Source organism: Aquitalea pelogenes (assembly GCF_041914625.1).
Classification (GTDB): domain Bacteria; phylum Pseudomonadota; class Gammaproteobacteria; order Burkholderiales; family Chromobacteriaceae; genus Aquitalea; species Aquitalea pelogenes.
This window is the reverse complement of record NZ_JAYSDA010000006.1, coordinates 45,103-58,799: the sequence shown is the minus strand read 5'-3', so window position 1 is coordinate 58,799 and position 13,697 is coordinate 45,103. Positions and strand designations below refer to the sequence as shown.

The 13,697-nt window shown below is 63.1% G+C and carries 15 protein-coding genes; 9 read left to right on the top strand and 6 right to left on the bottom strand.

Annotated elements, in window-relative coordinates; translation table 11 throughout:
• Positions 1-4: 4 nt before the first annotated feature.
• Complete coding sequence (locus ACE3SE_RS06785) at positions 5-496, bottom strand: Lrp/AsnC family transcriptional regulator (RefSeq protein ID WP_062786964.1); 492 nt, start codon at positions 494-496, stop codon at positions 5-7.
• Positions 497-615: 119 nt separating this feature from the next.
• Between ACE3SE_RS06785 and ACE3SE_RS06780 the strand changes: the two genes are divergently transcribed.
• Complete coding sequence (locus ACE3SE_RS06780; protein WP_374554323.1) at positions 616-1,521, top strand: DMT family transporter; 906 nt, start codon at positions 616-618, stop codon at positions 1,519-1,521.
• 82 nt (positions 1,522-1,603) lie between these two features.
• On the opposite strand, the gene ACE3SE_RS06775 is transcribed toward ACE3SE_RS06780, so the two are convergent.
• From ACE3SE_RS06775 to ACE3SE_RS06765, 3 genes are all read right to left on the bottom strand, one after another.
• A complete protein-coding gene (locus ACE3SE_RS06775) occupies positions 1,604-1,984 on the bottom strand; it encodes a hypothetical protein (RefSeq protein ID WP_374554322.1) in 381 nt (126 codons plus the stop codon).
• Positions 1,985-2,104: 120 nt separating this feature from the next.
• Positions 2,105-3,073, bottom strand: a complete 969-nt coding sequence (locus ACE3SE_RS06770) for a DUF2145 domain-containing protein (protein ID WP_374554321.1) — start codon at positions 3,071-3,073, stop codon at positions 2,105-2,107.
• A complete protein-coding gene (locus ACE3SE_RS06765; protein WP_374554320.1) occupies positions 3,037-3,489 on the bottom strand; it encodes a hypothetical protein in 453 nt (150 codons plus the stop codon). Before ACE3SE_RS06765 ends, ACE3SE_RS06770 begins: the two co-directional genes overlap by 37 nt.
• A gap of 307 nt (positions 3,490-3,796) precedes the next feature.
• Between ACE3SE_RS06765 and ACE3SE_RS06760 the strand changes: the two genes are divergently transcribed.
• The 7 genes from ACE3SE_RS06760 (at position 3,797) to ACE3SE_RS06730 (ending at position 10,468) form a co-directional block, all read left to right on the top strand.
• A complete protein-coding gene (locus ACE3SE_RS06760) occupies positions 3,797-4,885 on the top strand; it encodes an AraC family transcriptional regulator (RefSeq protein WP_082086392.1) in 1,089 nt (362 codons plus the stop codon).
• Between the two features lie 316 nt (positions 4,886-5,201).
• On the top strand, positions 5,202-5,387 hold the full coding sequence (locus ACE3SE_RS06755) for a hypothetical protein (protein WP_045846305.1): 186 nt from the start codon (positions 5,202-5,204) through the stop codon (positions 5,385-5,387).
• Positions 5,388-5,484: 97 nt separating this feature from the next.
• Positions 5,485-6,570 carry an ABC transporter ATP-binding protein gene (locus ACE3SE_RS06750; RefSeq protein WP_045846306.1) on the top strand — a complete coding sequence of 362 codons (1,086 nt, stop codon included), beginning with the start codon at positions 5,485-5,487 and terminating at the stop codon, positions 6,568-6,570.
• Positions 6,560-7,450 carry an ABC transporter permease gene (locus ACE3SE_RS06745; protein WP_374554319.1) on the top strand — a complete coding sequence of 297 codons (891 nt, stop codon included), beginning with the start codon at positions 6,560-6,562 and terminating at the stop codon, positions 7,448-7,450. Before ACE3SE_RS06750 ends, ACE3SE_RS06745 begins: the two co-directional genes overlap by 11 nt.
• A 1-nt stretch (position 7,451) precedes the next feature.
• The gene (locus ACE3SE_RS06740) at positions 7,452-8,240 is read left to right on the top strand and encodes an ABC transporter permease (protein WP_089082369.1); all 789 of its coding nucleotides are present in this window, start codon (positions 7,452-7,454) and stop codon (positions 8,238-8,240) included.
• Between the two features lie 66 nt (positions 8,241-8,306).
• Positions 8,307-9,350 carry an extracellular solute-binding protein gene (locus ACE3SE_RS06735; RefSeq protein WP_045846309.1) on the top strand — a complete coding sequence of 348 codons (1,044 nt, stop codon included), beginning with the start codon at positions 8,307-8,309 and terminating at the stop codon, positions 9,348-9,350.
• A gap of 80 nt (positions 9,351-9,430) precedes the next feature.
• Entirely contained in the window at positions 9,431-10,468 is a 1,038-nt protein-coding gene (locus ACE3SE_RS06730; RefSeq protein WP_374554318.1) for a histone deacetylase family protein, read from the top strand.
• 39 nt (positions 10,469-10,507) lie between these two features.
• Here ACE3SE_RS06730 and ACE3SE_RS06725 read toward each other — a convergent pair whose 3' ends face one another.
• Both ACE3SE_RS06725 and ACE3SE_RS06720 read right to left on the bottom strand, forming a co-directional pair.
• Positions 10,508-12,118, bottom strand: coding sequence for an FMN-binding glutamate synthase family protein (locus ACE3SE_RS06725; RefSeq protein WP_374554317.1), 1,611 nt, complete (start codon positions 12,116-12,118; stop codon positions 10,508-10,510).
• A gap of 132 nt (positions 12,119-12,250) precedes the next feature.
• The gene (locus ACE3SE_RS06720) at positions 12,251-12,658 is read right to left on the bottom strand and encodes a ribonucleotide reductase subunit alpha (RefSeq protein WP_374554316.1); all 408 of its coding nucleotides are present in this window, start codon (positions 12,656-12,658) and stop codon (positions 12,251-12,253) included.
• A 172-nt stretch (positions 12,659-12,830) separates the two neighbouring features.
• Between ACE3SE_RS06720 and ACE3SE_RS06715 the strand changes: the two genes are divergently transcribed.
• Positions 12,831-13,691, top strand: coding sequence for a DMT family transporter (locus ACE3SE_RS06715; RefSeq protein ID WP_374554315.1), 861 nt, complete (start codon positions 12,831-12,833; stop codon positions 13,689-13,691).
• The last annotated feature ends 6 nt before the right edge of the window (positions 13,692-13,697 follow it).

Sequence of the window (13,697 nt, the reverse complement as noted above, 5' to 3'; positions counted from 1 at the left end):
GCTTTCAGTTGCCTTCGCCCGCCGTGTCTTGTGGCACGGCGGTGCTGTACTTGGTGGTTTCCATCACCACCAGCGATTCAAACTCGCGCACATTGTCATTGCTCATGATGTGCTCGCGGCAAAAGCGTTCGTAATCGCCCATGTCCCGCACCAGTACCACCAGCACAAAGTCCGGCCGCCCGGTCACGTGGTAGCACTCCACGACTTCCGGCGCGGCGCGGATGGCCTGCTTGAAGGCATCCACCAGCGCAATGCGCTCGCGCTCCAGAATCACATTCACCACCAGCCGTAACGGGCGTCCCAGCACGGCCGGGTCCACCAGGGCCACTTCGCGGCGGATGATGCCCTCGCTGCGCAGCCGTTTGAGCCGCCGGGTAACCGCAGTGGGCGACAGGCTGACGGCTTCGGCCAGTTCGTCGTGGGTGCGGCGCGCGTCTTCCTGCAGCAGGGCCAGCAGTTTGCGGTCGTAGCTGTCCAGCTGTTTTTCATCCGGCATATCAGTTTTCCTGCATTGAATATTCAAAATCATCAGTTTGGATGCATTCTGGCGCAGTAAAACGCATCAGTGCAAGCCTGTGGGCTGCTTAAACTGGCGGCATCCATCGGAGATGCACCATGTCGGCTTCCAGTACCACCCTCAATCCCTTCCTGTCCCGCACCACCGCGTCCGCACGCTGGCTGCCCATGCTGCTGTTTGCCGCACTGGTGACGCTGTGGGCCTACAACTATGTGGTGATGAAGCAGACCTTGCAGGCCACCACGCCCATCACCCATCTGATTTTGCGTACCACGCTGGGCAGCCTGACCCTGTTTGGCGTGCTGCTGGCGCGTGGCTGTGCCATCCGGCCACAGCGTCTGGCGCAGGCTGCACAAGTGGGGATGAGCACCACCTGCCTGTACAGCCTGTCCATTACCCTGGCGTTGGTGGCGGGGGCGGCGGGGCGTACCTCGGTGCTGGTGTTCACCATGCCGTTCTGGGTGGCGCTGCTGTCGCGCTGGCTGCTGGCCGAACCGTTTGGCCGGCGTACCGGCCAGGCCTTGGCCGCGGGTTTTGTCGGGCTGATGCTGATTGTGGCGCCATGGCAGCTGCATGGCGGGGTATTGCCCATGCTGCTGGCGGTACTGGCCGGTTTCTTCTGGGCCTTGGGTTCGGTACTGAGCAAGCGGGCGACGCGCTGTGATCAGCTCGACAGCCTGAATTTTTCGGCCTGGCAGGCGCTGATCGGCCTGTTGCCGATTCTGGCCCTGTGGCCGTGGGCGGATTTTGCCCATATCCACTGGTCCGGCAGTTTTGTGCTGGGGCTGTTGTATGCCGGGGTATTGTCCAGTGCGGTGGGCTGGCTGGCCTGGTTGTGGCTGCTCAAGCGTTTGCCTGCCAGCACGCTCAGTTTCAATGCGCTGGTGATTCCGCTGCTGGCGGTGGCCATGGCGGCGGTGCAGCTGGGGGAATGGCCTTTGGCGCGCGAGCTGGCCGGCATGCTGCTGGTGGGGGTGGGGATTGTGCTGATTGCCCGGCGCTGAACGCCGCTGAACTGGGTTTGCAAAACAAACAGGCCGCTGCAAAGCGGCCTTTTGCATGTTGACGATGCCGTTGGATGCAGACTCACACCACCAGCGAAATCAGCGTGCCCACCGTCACTGCGGCTGCGGCCCAGCGGCCGGCGGTGAAATAGCTGTTTTCTGTCTGGGTGGGCGCCGGGGCAGGGTCGACTGCCGGGTCGGGCAGGTTAAGCACACCGTAGGTAAAGGATTTGACGGCGGATGGCGCGTTGTCATCCGTGCTGGCGGCATTGCTGTCGCTGCTGGCCTCATCCGCCTTGCCCTTGCTTTGCAGTTTCACGATGGTGGACGGCGAGGCGCTTGCCGCCTTGCCATCACTATCCAGCGTGTTGCTGTCTTTACCGGCCCTGGCGGCAGTCTTGCCACTGCTGCCCAGTGTGCTGGTGCCGCTGGTGTTCACCGCGTTTGTTTTGCTGATATCCATCACGGTCTCGCTGCATACAAATGATGATCGGATGCTTCATTATCGGCATGCCAGCGCGCAGGCATGAGGCCGCTGGATGTAAAGATCGGGTAAAGAAAGGTTAAGCGTGCCGGTTTGTAGTCAGCCCAGCTGCTGCACGGTGTCACCCTCGGCCGGCTGGCAATCATCCGCCATGTCGTCCCAGCCGCGGTGAGTGACCAGGGTCTTGCCACGCAGGCACACCTGTATGCGCTCGGTCCCGGCGGCCTGCTGGCGCACAAAACCTTCGATTGCCGCGGGCAGGCTCACCTGATAGCGGTTTGCCGCCAGTTCGCTGTCCGGGTGGTCGCCATTGTGCACCAGCGGCACCACATTGGCCGCCCACACCATGTAGCGGTGTTTCACATCGACGGTATCCGGGCGGTAGCCCTGTTGTTGCAGCCAGTCCTGTGCCTGCTTGCGGCCGTCGCCTGCGCGCGGTAACTGCCCCCAGGCATGGGCCAGCAGCTCCACCAGCCACTGGTTGCAGTTTTGGTAGCGGGTGGAGAAGGGATAGGCGTTGGCGCTGTAGTCCGCACCCAGGAGTTGCAGCGACAGCTTGTTGTCCAGCGCGGCTGTTACCAGTTGTTCTTCCTGTTTTGCCGGCAGCAGCAGGATGGACAGGTAGACATTGCTGCCTTGCGGCTGGTCGATCAGGAAGCCCGGCAGGCCCTGGTCGTACAGGTGCGGCCGCTGTTCCTCACAGGCGTAGTACAGCTGGCGTACCGACCAGGGCGAGTTGGCATTGTTGCGCAGGCTGATGCCGGCGTGCGACAGGCGGATGTGAAAGCGCTCCAGGTCCAGCCCGGAGCGGGAGATGATGGCCGCCTGATGGCCGGATTCATCCAGCAGCTGGCGTACCTGCTGGCTGAACAGCAGCAGGTCGCTCTTGCGTGCCACGCTCTGCTGTGAGGCCTGTTCGCAGAACATCAAGGAAGACGCCGCCGCCGTGTTGGCCAGTGTGGCCGACACGGCAAACAGCCCTGCCATCAGCAGGGCTTGCAGTCGTCGGCCGGCGTGACGGTGCAGCAGGATCAGGACACTACCTTGGGCTGCACTTCGGACTTCCACGCCTGATCCAGCAGCAGGGCAAACGGTTGCTGGTTGTCAGCGCGGGCAAACACCAGGCCATAGGCCTGTTTTTGTGCATGCACGATCTGGCCGGTTTCCACGCCGCTGTGCTTCACATCGGCCTGTGCCACAAACAGATTGAAAGGCTCGGTATTGTTGGCGGCGGCTACCGGCACCAGGGTGAGCTGGGTTTTGCCCGCTTGTTCGGCCTGGGCCACGGCCACCACCTTGTAGTCGCCTTCGGCGATATTGCCGATGGCCTTGGAGGAATTCTGCAAGGAGGTGGAAATGCTGCCCACCGTGGCGCTGACACTGTCGGATACCGACAGCATGGAGACGGCGGCATTAGCCTGGGTGCATAGCAAGCCCAGCATCAGGCAGCAGGAAGAGGCTAGGGTTTTGTGCAATGTGATCATGGTATTGGCTATGTCCATCCGGAACGGAGTCTTGCGAAGAGAAAGCGCACTGCCGCAACGGCCCTGTGCGGGTAAGCAACCTGCCGGAGTGAAGCCGTGGCAAGGTCGGGTTTGCGCCAGCCATGTATTCATGGCCTGCAGTTGGTCTGCGTGCGCAGCCGTATTGTTCCGGGCATGGCTGGCCAGCGACAAGCAGATTTACAAAATTTGATGCGTCAGCCAGCTGCCCGCGCCGGGGTGCAGCGCTCTTGTCAGTCAGCAGGCAAGACGGCAAGATCAGGCGATTGTCCCCAGTCGGAGACAGCACATGGCCTGCCGGCCATGGCTGAATACAACGATGCACCCGGAGCGGCCCGCCAGTCCTGACCCTGTTGCCCCACCCGGCCACGACAACCCTTCCAGTCGGCCGGTGTCCTTGCATGCCATTGTCACCACAGTGAATGTACTGGCCGAGCAGGGCATTGCCGCGGCCGAGGTGCTGGCCGGCAGCGGCATTCCGCCGGAGCGCCTGCTGGAACCAGCGCGACTGATCAACCACCATCAGGAACTCACCGTCTTCGACACCGCGCGTCGCCTGTCGCAGGACGATGCCCTTGGCCTGCGGCTGGGCCATGCCATGCATACCTCCAACTACGGCATTCTGGGTTACACCATGCTGGTGAGCCCCACCTTGCGGGTGGCACTGGAAACCGCCATCCGCTTTCCCTTGCTGCTGGCCAGCTATTTCACCTTGCGGCTGGAAGAGCGGGGCAAGGATGCCTGCCTGCTGGCCGAAGGCTACCGCTACCGCGAGGATCTGCTCAGCTTCAATGCCGAAATGTGCCTGTCCTCGATGTGGACCATCGCCCGCGACTGCATGGGTGTGCGCTGGTCGCCCAAGGCGGTACACATGTGCTTTGCCCCGCCCGCGCATGCCGGGCTTTATCCGGCCATTTTCGGTCAGGCGGGCAGCTTTGACATGGCGGAAAACGCGCTGCTGTTTCCGGCCAAATGGCTGGACCGGCCCCAGCCGCTGGCCGATGCGGTCAGCTTTCACATGGCGCTGGAGCAATGCCAGCGCCAGCAGCAGCAATGGGCCAGCAGTCACGGCTCGGCACTGGTGGCGCGGGTGTTGCGCCTGATGCAGTCCGACCCGGTGCGCTTTGCCCGGCTGGACGAGCTGACCGCCACCTTGCACATGTCCGAGCGCACCCTGCGGCGCAAGCTGTCAGCACTGGGAACCTCCTTCCAGGCCTTGCTGGATCAGGCGCGGCACCAGCAAGCGCTGCATCTGCTGCAGGAAAGCAGCCTGTCCATCGGCATGATTGCCGAGCGGCTGGGCTTTGCCGAATCCGCCAGTTTCCGCCACGCCTTTGCCCGCTGGACCGGCAAGCGACCCTCTGATTTGCGGCGCTGACACCGCTGCGTATTCCTGCCTTTCTACCCCTGCCGACCCTGCTGCCGGACCGTAGGGTTGCCCTGTCCTGAATGGCCTGTCCAAAGCGATAGCTGTTGTCCTGCGCGCGGTGCGCACGCCATTTTTGGCCGTATTTATCCCATAGTTGACCGCTTTGTATCTTTTCGTCGCAGCACTTGTTGGCAGAATGAATAAAAAAAAGACGGACCACTCGATGTCATTGCCAAGGCCAGTTCTCCCTCGCCAGGAGAGTGCCACGCGGCTGCCCGGCCTACAGGCAATGCCATGTCCGATCACACAACACGGAGGAGAAACCATGAGCAAGCCAGGCTTTGCCGCCCGCAAGATGGCGCAGCCCCCGGCCTCGTACCAGCCGCAATGCCCATCCGGCAGCCTGCCCGGGCGAGACCGTTTCCCGATCTGCCACGGCAGTTCCTTCCTGTGCGATGACCCGGCTGCACGGCTGATGCCGTGCGGTCATGCCCGCCCGCCCGGCGTGTAGCGCCAGGCTTTTCCAGATTCTGACAGCAACCCGACACCATCGCCGCGCGGCGTGGTGCGGGGGCGTGTTTTCACAGCATTTGCACCGGAGGACTGCCATGACCGGCAATCGTGTGGCAATTGACGTCGACCATGTCTGCAAGCGTTTTGGCCATGATGAACATGCGGTACTGGCGCTGGATCATATTGCGCTGAGCATCCGCGAGAACGAATTCTTTACCCTGCTGGGCCCGTCCGGCTGTGGCAAGACCACCTTGCTGCGCATGATTGCCGGTTTCGAGGACGTCAGCAGCGGCGACATCCGCCTGTATGGCGAATCGCTGTCCGGCAAGCTGCCCTTCCAGCGCCCGGTAAATACCGTATTCCAGAGCTATGCCTTGTTTCCACACCTGACCGTGGAAGAAAACGTGGCCTTCGGGTTGGAAATGCGCGGTGTCAAAGCCGCCGACATCAAGCCCATCGTGGCGGAAAAGCTGGAGCTGGTGAAGCTGTCCGGCTTTGCCCGCCGCCGCCCGCACCAGTTGTCCGGCGGTCAGCAGCAGCGGGTGGCGCTGGCCCGTGCGCTGGCACCGTCGCCCAAGGTCTTGCTGCTGGATGAATCCCTGTCCGCGCTGGACCTGAAACTGCGCAAGGAAATGCAGGTGGAGCTCAAGCGCCTGCAACGCGAAACCGGCATTACCTTTGTGTTTGTCACCCACGATCAGGAAGAAGCGCTCACCATGTCCGACCGCATCGCGGTGATGTCGGCGGGCAAGCTGCAACAGGTGGGCAGCCCGGAGGACATTTACGACCGTCCGGCCAACCGCTTCGTGGCGGACTTCATCGGCGAAACTTCCTTCCTGCAAGGCCGGGTGGCTGATGGCCTGCTGCACTTTGGCGATGCTGGCAGCCTGCCCGGCACCGTGCTGGACCAAAGCCACGACGGCCATGCCGCGCTGGCGGTGCGGCCCGAGCGCCTGCAACTGTCCACCAGCGGCAGCGGCCTGCACGGCGTGGTGTCCGAGGTGGTGTATCGCGGTGTGGATACCGTTTACACCGTGCAACTGGCCGACGGTCAGCCTTGCCGGGTGCGCAATACCAACGACAGCGGAGCAGTGCGGCTGGCCCGGGTGGGCGAGCGCGTGCAGCTGTCGGCGCAGCCGGGTGCCTTCCACCGTTTGCAGGAGGCCGACCATGTCGCTTGATCCGCATCGGCGCTGGCGCCGTCGCCTGCTGCTGGCACCCACCACGCTCACCCTGTTGCTGTTCATGCTGCTGCCCATGCTGCTGATGGCCTGGATGTCGGTGTTGGCCCCCGACACCTACGGCGGCGTGCGCTGGCATGAATGGAGTGTGGATGCCTATGTGCAATTCCTGTACGAGCGCGATCTGGACGACAGCCTCACGCTCAACAGCGACTACCTGCAAATCTTCGGCCGTTCGTTTTTGCTGGCCGGTTTTGCCACGGTGGTGACGTTGCTGATCGGCTTTCCCACTGCGCTCTACATCGCACTGAAAGAGGAAAAAACCCGCCAGCGGCTGATCCTGCTGATTTCCATCCCCTTCTGGACCAACCTGCTGGTACGCACCTACGCCTGGATGCTGCTGCTGCGCAACGGCGGGCTGATCGACAGCAGCCTGTCGGCGCTCGGCCTGAGTGAGGGCGCGCTGGATGTGCTGTACACCCCCACCGCGGTGGCCATCGGCTTTGTCTATTCCTTCCTGCCCTTCATGGTGCTGCCCATCTACACCAGTCTGGAAAAAATGGACTGGCGGCTGGTGGAGGCGGCCTTCGACCTGGGCGCCAACCGCTGGCAGGCGCTACGGCGGGTGATTCTGCCGCTGGCCATGCCCGGCATCGTGGCGGGCTGCCTGCTGGTGTTCATCCCGGCCATCGGCTCCTATTACATCCCGGAGCTATTGGGCGGCGGCAAGAGCCTGATGATAGGCAACCTGATCCAGAACCAGTTTGGCACTGCGCGTAACTGGCCGTTCGGTGCTGCCTTGTCCTTCATGTTGCTGGCGCTGGTGCTGCTGGCGATGTGGGTTTACACCAGGCGCTTCCAGCGCCCTCCGGGAGAATGACATGCAGGCAAGCAATAACTTGTGGCGCTTCCGTGGCGTCACCCCCACCGCCATGCTGGCCTTTGTCTACCTCTACCTGCCCATCGTGGTGCTGGTGGTGCTCTCCTTCAACGCCAACCGCATTGCCACCTTGTGGACCGGTTTTTCCTTCGACTGGTATCTGAAGGTGATGGACAACGACAACATCCTGCGGGCCACCAAAAACTCGCTGATCATCGCCTGCGGTGCCACGGTGCTGGCCACCAGCTTTGCCACCATGGCGGCGCTGGCCATGGCGGGCAGGCGCTTTCGCGGCCAGGCCTTCATCAATGCCATGCTGGGCCTGCCGCTGCTGGTGCCGGAAATCGTCACTGCCGTGGCGTCCTTGCTGTTTTTCCTCGCGCTGGGGCTGGACCTGGGGCTGATGACGGTGCTGATTGCCCATACCGTGTTCTGCATTCCCTTTGCCTACCTGCCCATCCGCGCCCGGCTGGAAGGGCTGGACCCACGGCTGGCGGAAGCCGCGGCGGACCTGTACGCCGGGCCGTTTGCCACCTTCCGCCGGGTGACCCTGCCCTTGATCCTGCCCGGTGTGCTGTCCGGCGCCATGCTGGCCTTCATCGTATCGCTGGACGATTTCGTCATCACCTTTTTTGTGGCCGGTGCCGGTGCCACCACGCTGCCGGTGTACATCTTCGGCCTGATCCGCATGGGCATCACCCCGGAAGTGAATGCGGTGTCGGCGCTGATGCTGCTGGTGTCCATTGCCTTTGTCGCGCTGTCCTACTGGATGGGCCAGCGCAAGTCCTGAACCGGGTCGGCGGCTGTTCCGCCCCTCATGTTTCGCTTGTTGCACAACATACGAAGGAGAAATGCCATGAAAGTCTGCAAACTGCATTCGCTGGCCCTGGCGGCTGGCCTGCTGGTATCCGCCTCGGCCATGGCCGGGGGCGAATTGAACCTGTACAACTGGTCCGACTACATCCCGCAGGATTTGCTCAAGCGCTTCGAGAAGGAAACCGGCATCAAGGTGAACCTGGATGTGTTTGACTCCAACGAATCCCTGCTGGCCAAGCTGAAGGCCGGGGCCAAGGGCTACGACGTGGTGGTGCCGTCCGATTACATGGTGAAGATCATGCGCGACGAAGGCCTGCTGGAGAAAATCGACGTCAGCAAGATGCCCAATTTCAAGCTGGTGCAGGCTCCGCTCAACAAGCCGGACTTCGACCCGCAACGCGAATACTCCGCGCCATACATGTGGGGGGTAACCGGCTTTACCTATGACGCCAGCCGTGTGCCGGGCGGCAAGCTGGACAATAGCTGGAAGAGCTTCTTCACCCCGCCGGCCGCGCTCAAGGGCAAGGTGGTGGCGCTCAATGACGTGGCCGAGCTGTACAAGGCCGCCGCCATCTACCTGAAAGTGGACCAGTGTACCGAGGACCCGAAGCAGGCCAAGCGTATCCAGGACCTGCTGGAAGCCCAAAAGCCCATGCTGGCCATGTATAACTCCGACGGCACCATCGAGCGCATGCAGGCGCAGGAAGTCATCATGCACCAGCAATGGAACGGTGCCGCCTACCGCACCCGCCAGAAGCTGAAGTCCGCCGTGTTTGTCTATCCGAAAGAAGGCATCCCGTTCTGGAACGACAATCTGGTCATCCCCAAGGGTGCCAAGAACCGCGATAACGCGCTCAAGTTCATCAACTGGATGATGGAGCCGAAGAATATCGCCGAGGCCTCCAACTTCACCGGCTACAACAACGCCATCAAGGGCAGCTCTGCCTATTTTGTCGCCGACCTCAAGGCCGACCCGGCCATCAACCCCACAGCCGCCATGCGCGCGCTGTTTGTGCCCAACAAGAACTGTTCGGCCAAGGCCAATGCCCTGCGCGACCGGGTGTGGACCAAGCTGAAGAAATAAGTGTCGCCGACTGAGGCCGGCTTTTCCTTGCAAACACAACACAATGCCGCCGGTTCCCCACCCGCGGCAAGGAGACCTGCATGCTGACGATTTACAGTGACGACCACCACCTGCACCACGGCAATGCCGAGCTGATCGACGGCACCCTCAAACCCTGCTTCGAGATGCCCAGCCGTGCCGACATGGTGTTGCAGCGGGTACGGCAAACCGGGCTGGGCGACATCATTGCTCCCACCGAACACGGGCTGGAGCCGCTGTTGCGCGTGCATGACGCGGGCTATGTGCGTTTTCTGGAGCAGGCCTGGAGCCTGTGGCAGGCCGAAGGCCGCAACCACGACGCGCTACCGCTGGTATGGCCGGTGCGCGGCCTGCGTACCGACCGCATTCCGCAGGACATCGACGGCCTGATGGGCTATTACTCCTTCGATGCCGGGGTGCCCATCACCGCCGGCACCTGGCAGGCCATCCGTTCCTCGGCCAATGTGGCGCTGACCGGGCTGGATGTGATGCAGTCGACCGGTCACAGCACTTTTGCGCTGTGCCGTCCGCCCGGCCACCATGCTGCGGCGGATTACATGGGCGGCTATTGCTACCTCAACAATGCCGCCATCGCCGCCCAGGCCATGCTGGACCGTGGTGCCAAGCGGGTGGCGATTCTGGATGTGGATTACCACCACGGTAACGGCACGCAGAGCATTTTCTACCAGCGCAGCGATGTGCAGTTCCTGTCCCTGCATGGCGACCCGACGGTGGAATACCCCTTCTTCCTCGGGTATGCCGATGAGCCGGGCGAGGGCGCCGGGCTGGGCTTCAATCACAACTACCCGCTGGCCCATGGCACGGACTGGTCGCACTACGGCCCGGCCCTGGCGGATGCCTGCAGCAAGATTGCCGCCTACGCACCGGACGCACTGGTGGTGTCGCTGGGGGTGGATACCTTCGAGCAGGACCCGATCTCCCGATTCCTTCTGAAAAATGCCGACTACCTGCGCATGGGCGAGGCCATTGGCGGACTGGGCCTGCCCACGCTGTTCGTGATGGAAGGCGGCTATGCAGTGGAGGACATCGGCGTGAATGCGGTGAACGTGTTGTCCGGCTTTGAAAGCGTGGCGGACTGAGGATGACGGGGAGGCCGGCTGGCCTCCCTGACTGCTGTTTCAGGCATGGGCCGGCGCAAAGCTGCCCGCCTGCGCCATACGCCACATGCGGCCATAGAACTCGGCCTTGATGTCACTGCCCAGCAGTTCGCCCGGCTGCAAAAACACATGCAGCTGCGAGAACAGGCGGATTTCGGTATCGCTTACCCTGCGTACCAGATGGTGGGCTTCCAGTTGTTCCGGATGGGTGAGGCCAGCGGCGGCCAGCATCTCGGACAGCGCATGCAGGGTGTTGCGGTGGAAGTGATACACCCGCTCGGCCTTGTCCGGCACCACCAGTGCGCGCTGGCGCAGCGGGTCCTGTGTGGCCACGCCGGTGGGGCAGCGGTTGGTGTGGCAGCTCTGGCTCTGGATGCAGCCCACGGCAAACATGAAGCCACGGGCGGAATTGGCCCAGTCGGCACCGATGGCCAGCACGCTGGCAATGTCGAAGGCGCTGATGATCTTGCCGCTGGCACCCAGCTTGATCTTGTCGCGCAGATTCAGCCCCACCAGGGTGTTGTGCACGAACAGCAGGCCCTCGCGCAGCGGCACGCCAATGTGGTCGGTAAACTCCAGCGGAGCGGCGCCGGTGCCGCCTTCCTTGCCGTCCACCACGATGAAATCCGGCAGGATGCCGCTTTCCAGCATGGCCTTGGCAATGGCCATGAATTCCCATGGATGGCCCAGGCAAAACTTGAAGCCCACCGGCTTGCCGCCGGACAGTTCACGCAGCCGGGCAATGAAGGCCATCATCTCCAGCGGAGTGGAAAACGCGCTGTGGCTGGAGGGCGACACGCAATCCTGCCCCAGCGGCACGCCACGGGTGGCGGCAATTTCCGGCGTCACCTTGTGCTTGGGCAGAATGCCGCCGTGGCCGGGCTTGGCTCCCTGGCTGAGCTTGATTTCAATCATCTTCACCTGCGGGTTTTGCGCCTGTCGGGCAAAGCGCTCCGGGTCGAAACGGCCTTGCTCGTCACGGCAGCCAAAGTAGCCGCTGCCCAGTTCCCATACCAGGTCGCCGCCGTGTTCCAGATGATAAGGGCTGATGCTGCCCTCGCCGGTATCGTGGTAGAAGCCGCCCCGGCTGGCACCCTGATTGAGGGCGCGGATGGCATTGGCGCTGAGCGCACCAAAGCTCATTGCGGAAATATTGAATACCGAGGCCGAGTAGGGCTGCGCGCATTGCGGCCCGCCAATCTGCACCCTGAAACCGGCCGGGTCGCTGCGCGGGGCCGGGCGGATGGAGTGGCTGATGAATTCGAAGCCGCTACCATATACATCCAGCAGGGTGCCGAAGGGCTTGTCAGCCTGGGTGTTCTTGGCGCGGGCGTAAACCAGCGAGCGCTGGTCACGCGAGAAGGGCAGCTGCTCGCCATCGGCTTCCAGCAGGTACTGGCGGATTTCCGGGCGGATGGCTTCCACCAGATAGCGGATATTGCCCAGCACCGGGTAGTTGCGCCGTACCGCATGGCGGGTTTGTGTGAGGTCCAGCACCCCCAGCAGGCTGAGCGCGATGGCGGAAAGGGTGAAGGGCCACAGCCATTCGATCTGGTGCAATACCAGGCCGATCAGGCTGAGCAGGATGCAGGCGGCGAAAAAAGCATAGCGGCTGAGCAGGGACAGGTTCATGCGGGCTCCGGCAGGCGTGGGCTGAATGCGATGTGGAACAGGACAAGGCTTGAGACTTGTCCTGCCTGATCGGGTTCAGCTTAGCGCCCAGGCCGGGGCAGTGCCATGGCTGATGGCAGCGCAGTGACGGTGTCAATGAAAGCGAACGATGTCGCCGTTGCGATCGAACGCCAGATAGCGCGACACATCGCCACCGGTCTGGATGGTCTGGATCATGCGCTTGAGCGCCGCTTCGATATCGGCTGCCGCGGGCGGGCTACCGGCGCTGCCGTCCAGACAGGCGACAAACACGATTTGCCACGGCTCGCCCATGCGGGCGGATTCGGCTTGCAGGCTGGCAAAGTCCACCAGCTCTCCGGCGGCGCGGTCCAGGCACATGATGGGCAGCAGGATGCCGCCCTGGCCGCGGGCAAAGCGTTCGGCCTCCTGCGGCTGGTGGTCGTCATGCAGTACTGCCTTGGCAAATACCAGTAGCAGCTGTTGCGGGACAGGCTGCTGGCGGGCGGCAGCCAGCAGGGTGTTGAAATCGTGGATATCCATGGTCAGGCACTCGACAAGGTGGGCGCACACAGTGTGGCTGCCGGCATGACAACTGGCCATTCTCCGCAGGAACTAGTCTGGCCGCGCAGTGGAATTAGACCGCAATAAAGCGGATGCGCGGGCGGGGCTGCCCCTTTATGCTGACAGCCATCACAACAAGGGAGGCGCGACGATGAATCGCGACATGGTGGGACTGGTGGTGCTGGCGGCCCTGTGGGGCGGCTCGTTTCTGTTCATGCGGGTGGCCGTGCCCGAACTGGGAGCCGTGCCATTGATCGCCTTGCGCCTGGCGCTGGCGTCCCTGGTGTTGTTACCGGTCTTGCTGCTGCGCGGTGGCCTGCCCCTGTGGCGGCAGCACTGGCTGCGCATTGCCGTGGTGGGGGTGTTTCTGTCGGCCCTGCCGTTCTGTCTGATTGCCTGGGCCAGTCATAGCCTGCCGGCGGGCGTGGCGTCGGTACTGAATGCCACCACCCCGTTGATGACTGCCTTGTGGGCCATTCCGCTGGCGGGTGAGCGCATGCGTTTTGTGCGCGCGGCGGGCTTGCTGCTGGGTTTGGCCGGGGTGCTGGTGTTGATGCTGGGGCGTGGCGCGGCATTTGACGTGCAGTCGCTGCTGCCGGTACTGGCCATGCTGGGGGCCACCGCCTGTTACGGTTGGTCCGGTCATATGGCGCGGCGCTGGCTGCCCGGCCTGCCGCCGCTGGTCACCGCCACCGGCAGCCTGTTCAGCGGTGCCGTGCTGGTGGCACCACTGGCCTTGTTCTCGCTGCCGGCACAGGCACCCTCACCCATGGTGTGGGGCGCGGTGCTGGCCCTGGCCGTGGGCTGCACCTCGCTGGCTTATCTTATCTATTACCGTCTGATTGACCGGCTGGGCGCGACACGCGCCAGCACGGTGACCTATCTGGTGCCGGTATTCGGTGTGCTGTGGGGGGCCTTGTTTCTGCAAGAGGCGGTCAGCTGGCCGATGCTGCTTGGCGGGGTGCTGATTCTGGGCGGGGTGTTGCTGCTGGGCTGGCGACCCCGGTCCTGAGTCGCC

Coding starts and splice junctions, on each gene's coding strand:
- ACE3SE_RS06755 (WP_045846305.1), top strand. CDS start 5,202: ATGAGCAAGCCAGGCTTTGCCGCCCGCAAGATGGCGCAGCCCCCGGCC.
- ACE3SE_RS06785 (WP_062786964.1), bottom strand. CDS start 496: ATGCCGGATGAAAAACAGCTGGACAGCTACGACCGCAAACTGCTGGCC.
- ACE3SE_RS06775 (WP_374554322.1), bottom strand. CDS start 1,984: ATGGATATCAGCAAAACAAACGCGGTGAACACCAGCGGCACCAGCACA.
- ACE3SE_RS06760 (WP_082086392.1), top strand. CDS start 3,797: ATGGCCTGCCGGCCATGGCTGAATACAACGATGCACCCGGAGCGGCCC.
- ACE3SE_RS06765 (WP_374554320.1), bottom strand. CDS start 3,489: ATGATCACATTGCACAAAACCCTAGCCTCTTCCTGCTGCCTGATGCTG.
- ACE3SE_RS06730 (WP_374554318.1), top strand. CDS start 9,431: ATGCTGACGATTTACAGTGACGACCACCACCTGCACCACGGCAATGCC.
- ACE3SE_RS06735 (WP_045846309.1), top strand. CDS start 8,307: ATGAAAGTCTGCAAACTGCATTCGCTGGCCCTGGCGGCTGGCCTGCTG.
- ACE3SE_RS06720 (WP_374554316.1), bottom strand. CDS start 12,658: ATGGATATCCACGATTTCAACACCCTGCTGGCTGCCGCCCGCCAGCAG.
- ACE3SE_RS06725 (WP_374554317.1), bottom strand. CDS start 12,118: ATGAACCTGTCCCTGCTCAGCCGCTATGCTTTTTTCGCCGCCTGCATC.
- ACE3SE_RS06715 (WP_374554315.1), top strand. CDS start 12,831: ATGAATCGCGACATGGTGGGACTGGTGGTGCTGGCGGCCCTGTGGGGC.
- ACE3SE_RS06750 (WP_045846306.1), top strand. CDS start 5,485: ATGACCGGCAATCGTGTGGCAATTGACGTCGACCATGTCTGCAAGCGT.
- ACE3SE_RS06740 (WP_089082369.1), top strand. CDS start 7,452: ATGCAGGCAAGCAATAACTTGTGGCGCTTCCGTGGCGTCACCCCCACC.
- ACE3SE_RS06745 (WP_374554319.1), top strand. CDS start 6,560: ATGTCGCTTGATCCGCATCGGCGCTGGCGCCGTCGCCTGCTGCTGGCA.
- ACE3SE_RS06780 (WP_374554323.1), top strand. CDS start 616: ATGTCGGCTTCCAGTACCACCCTCAATCCCTTCCTGTCCCGCACCACC.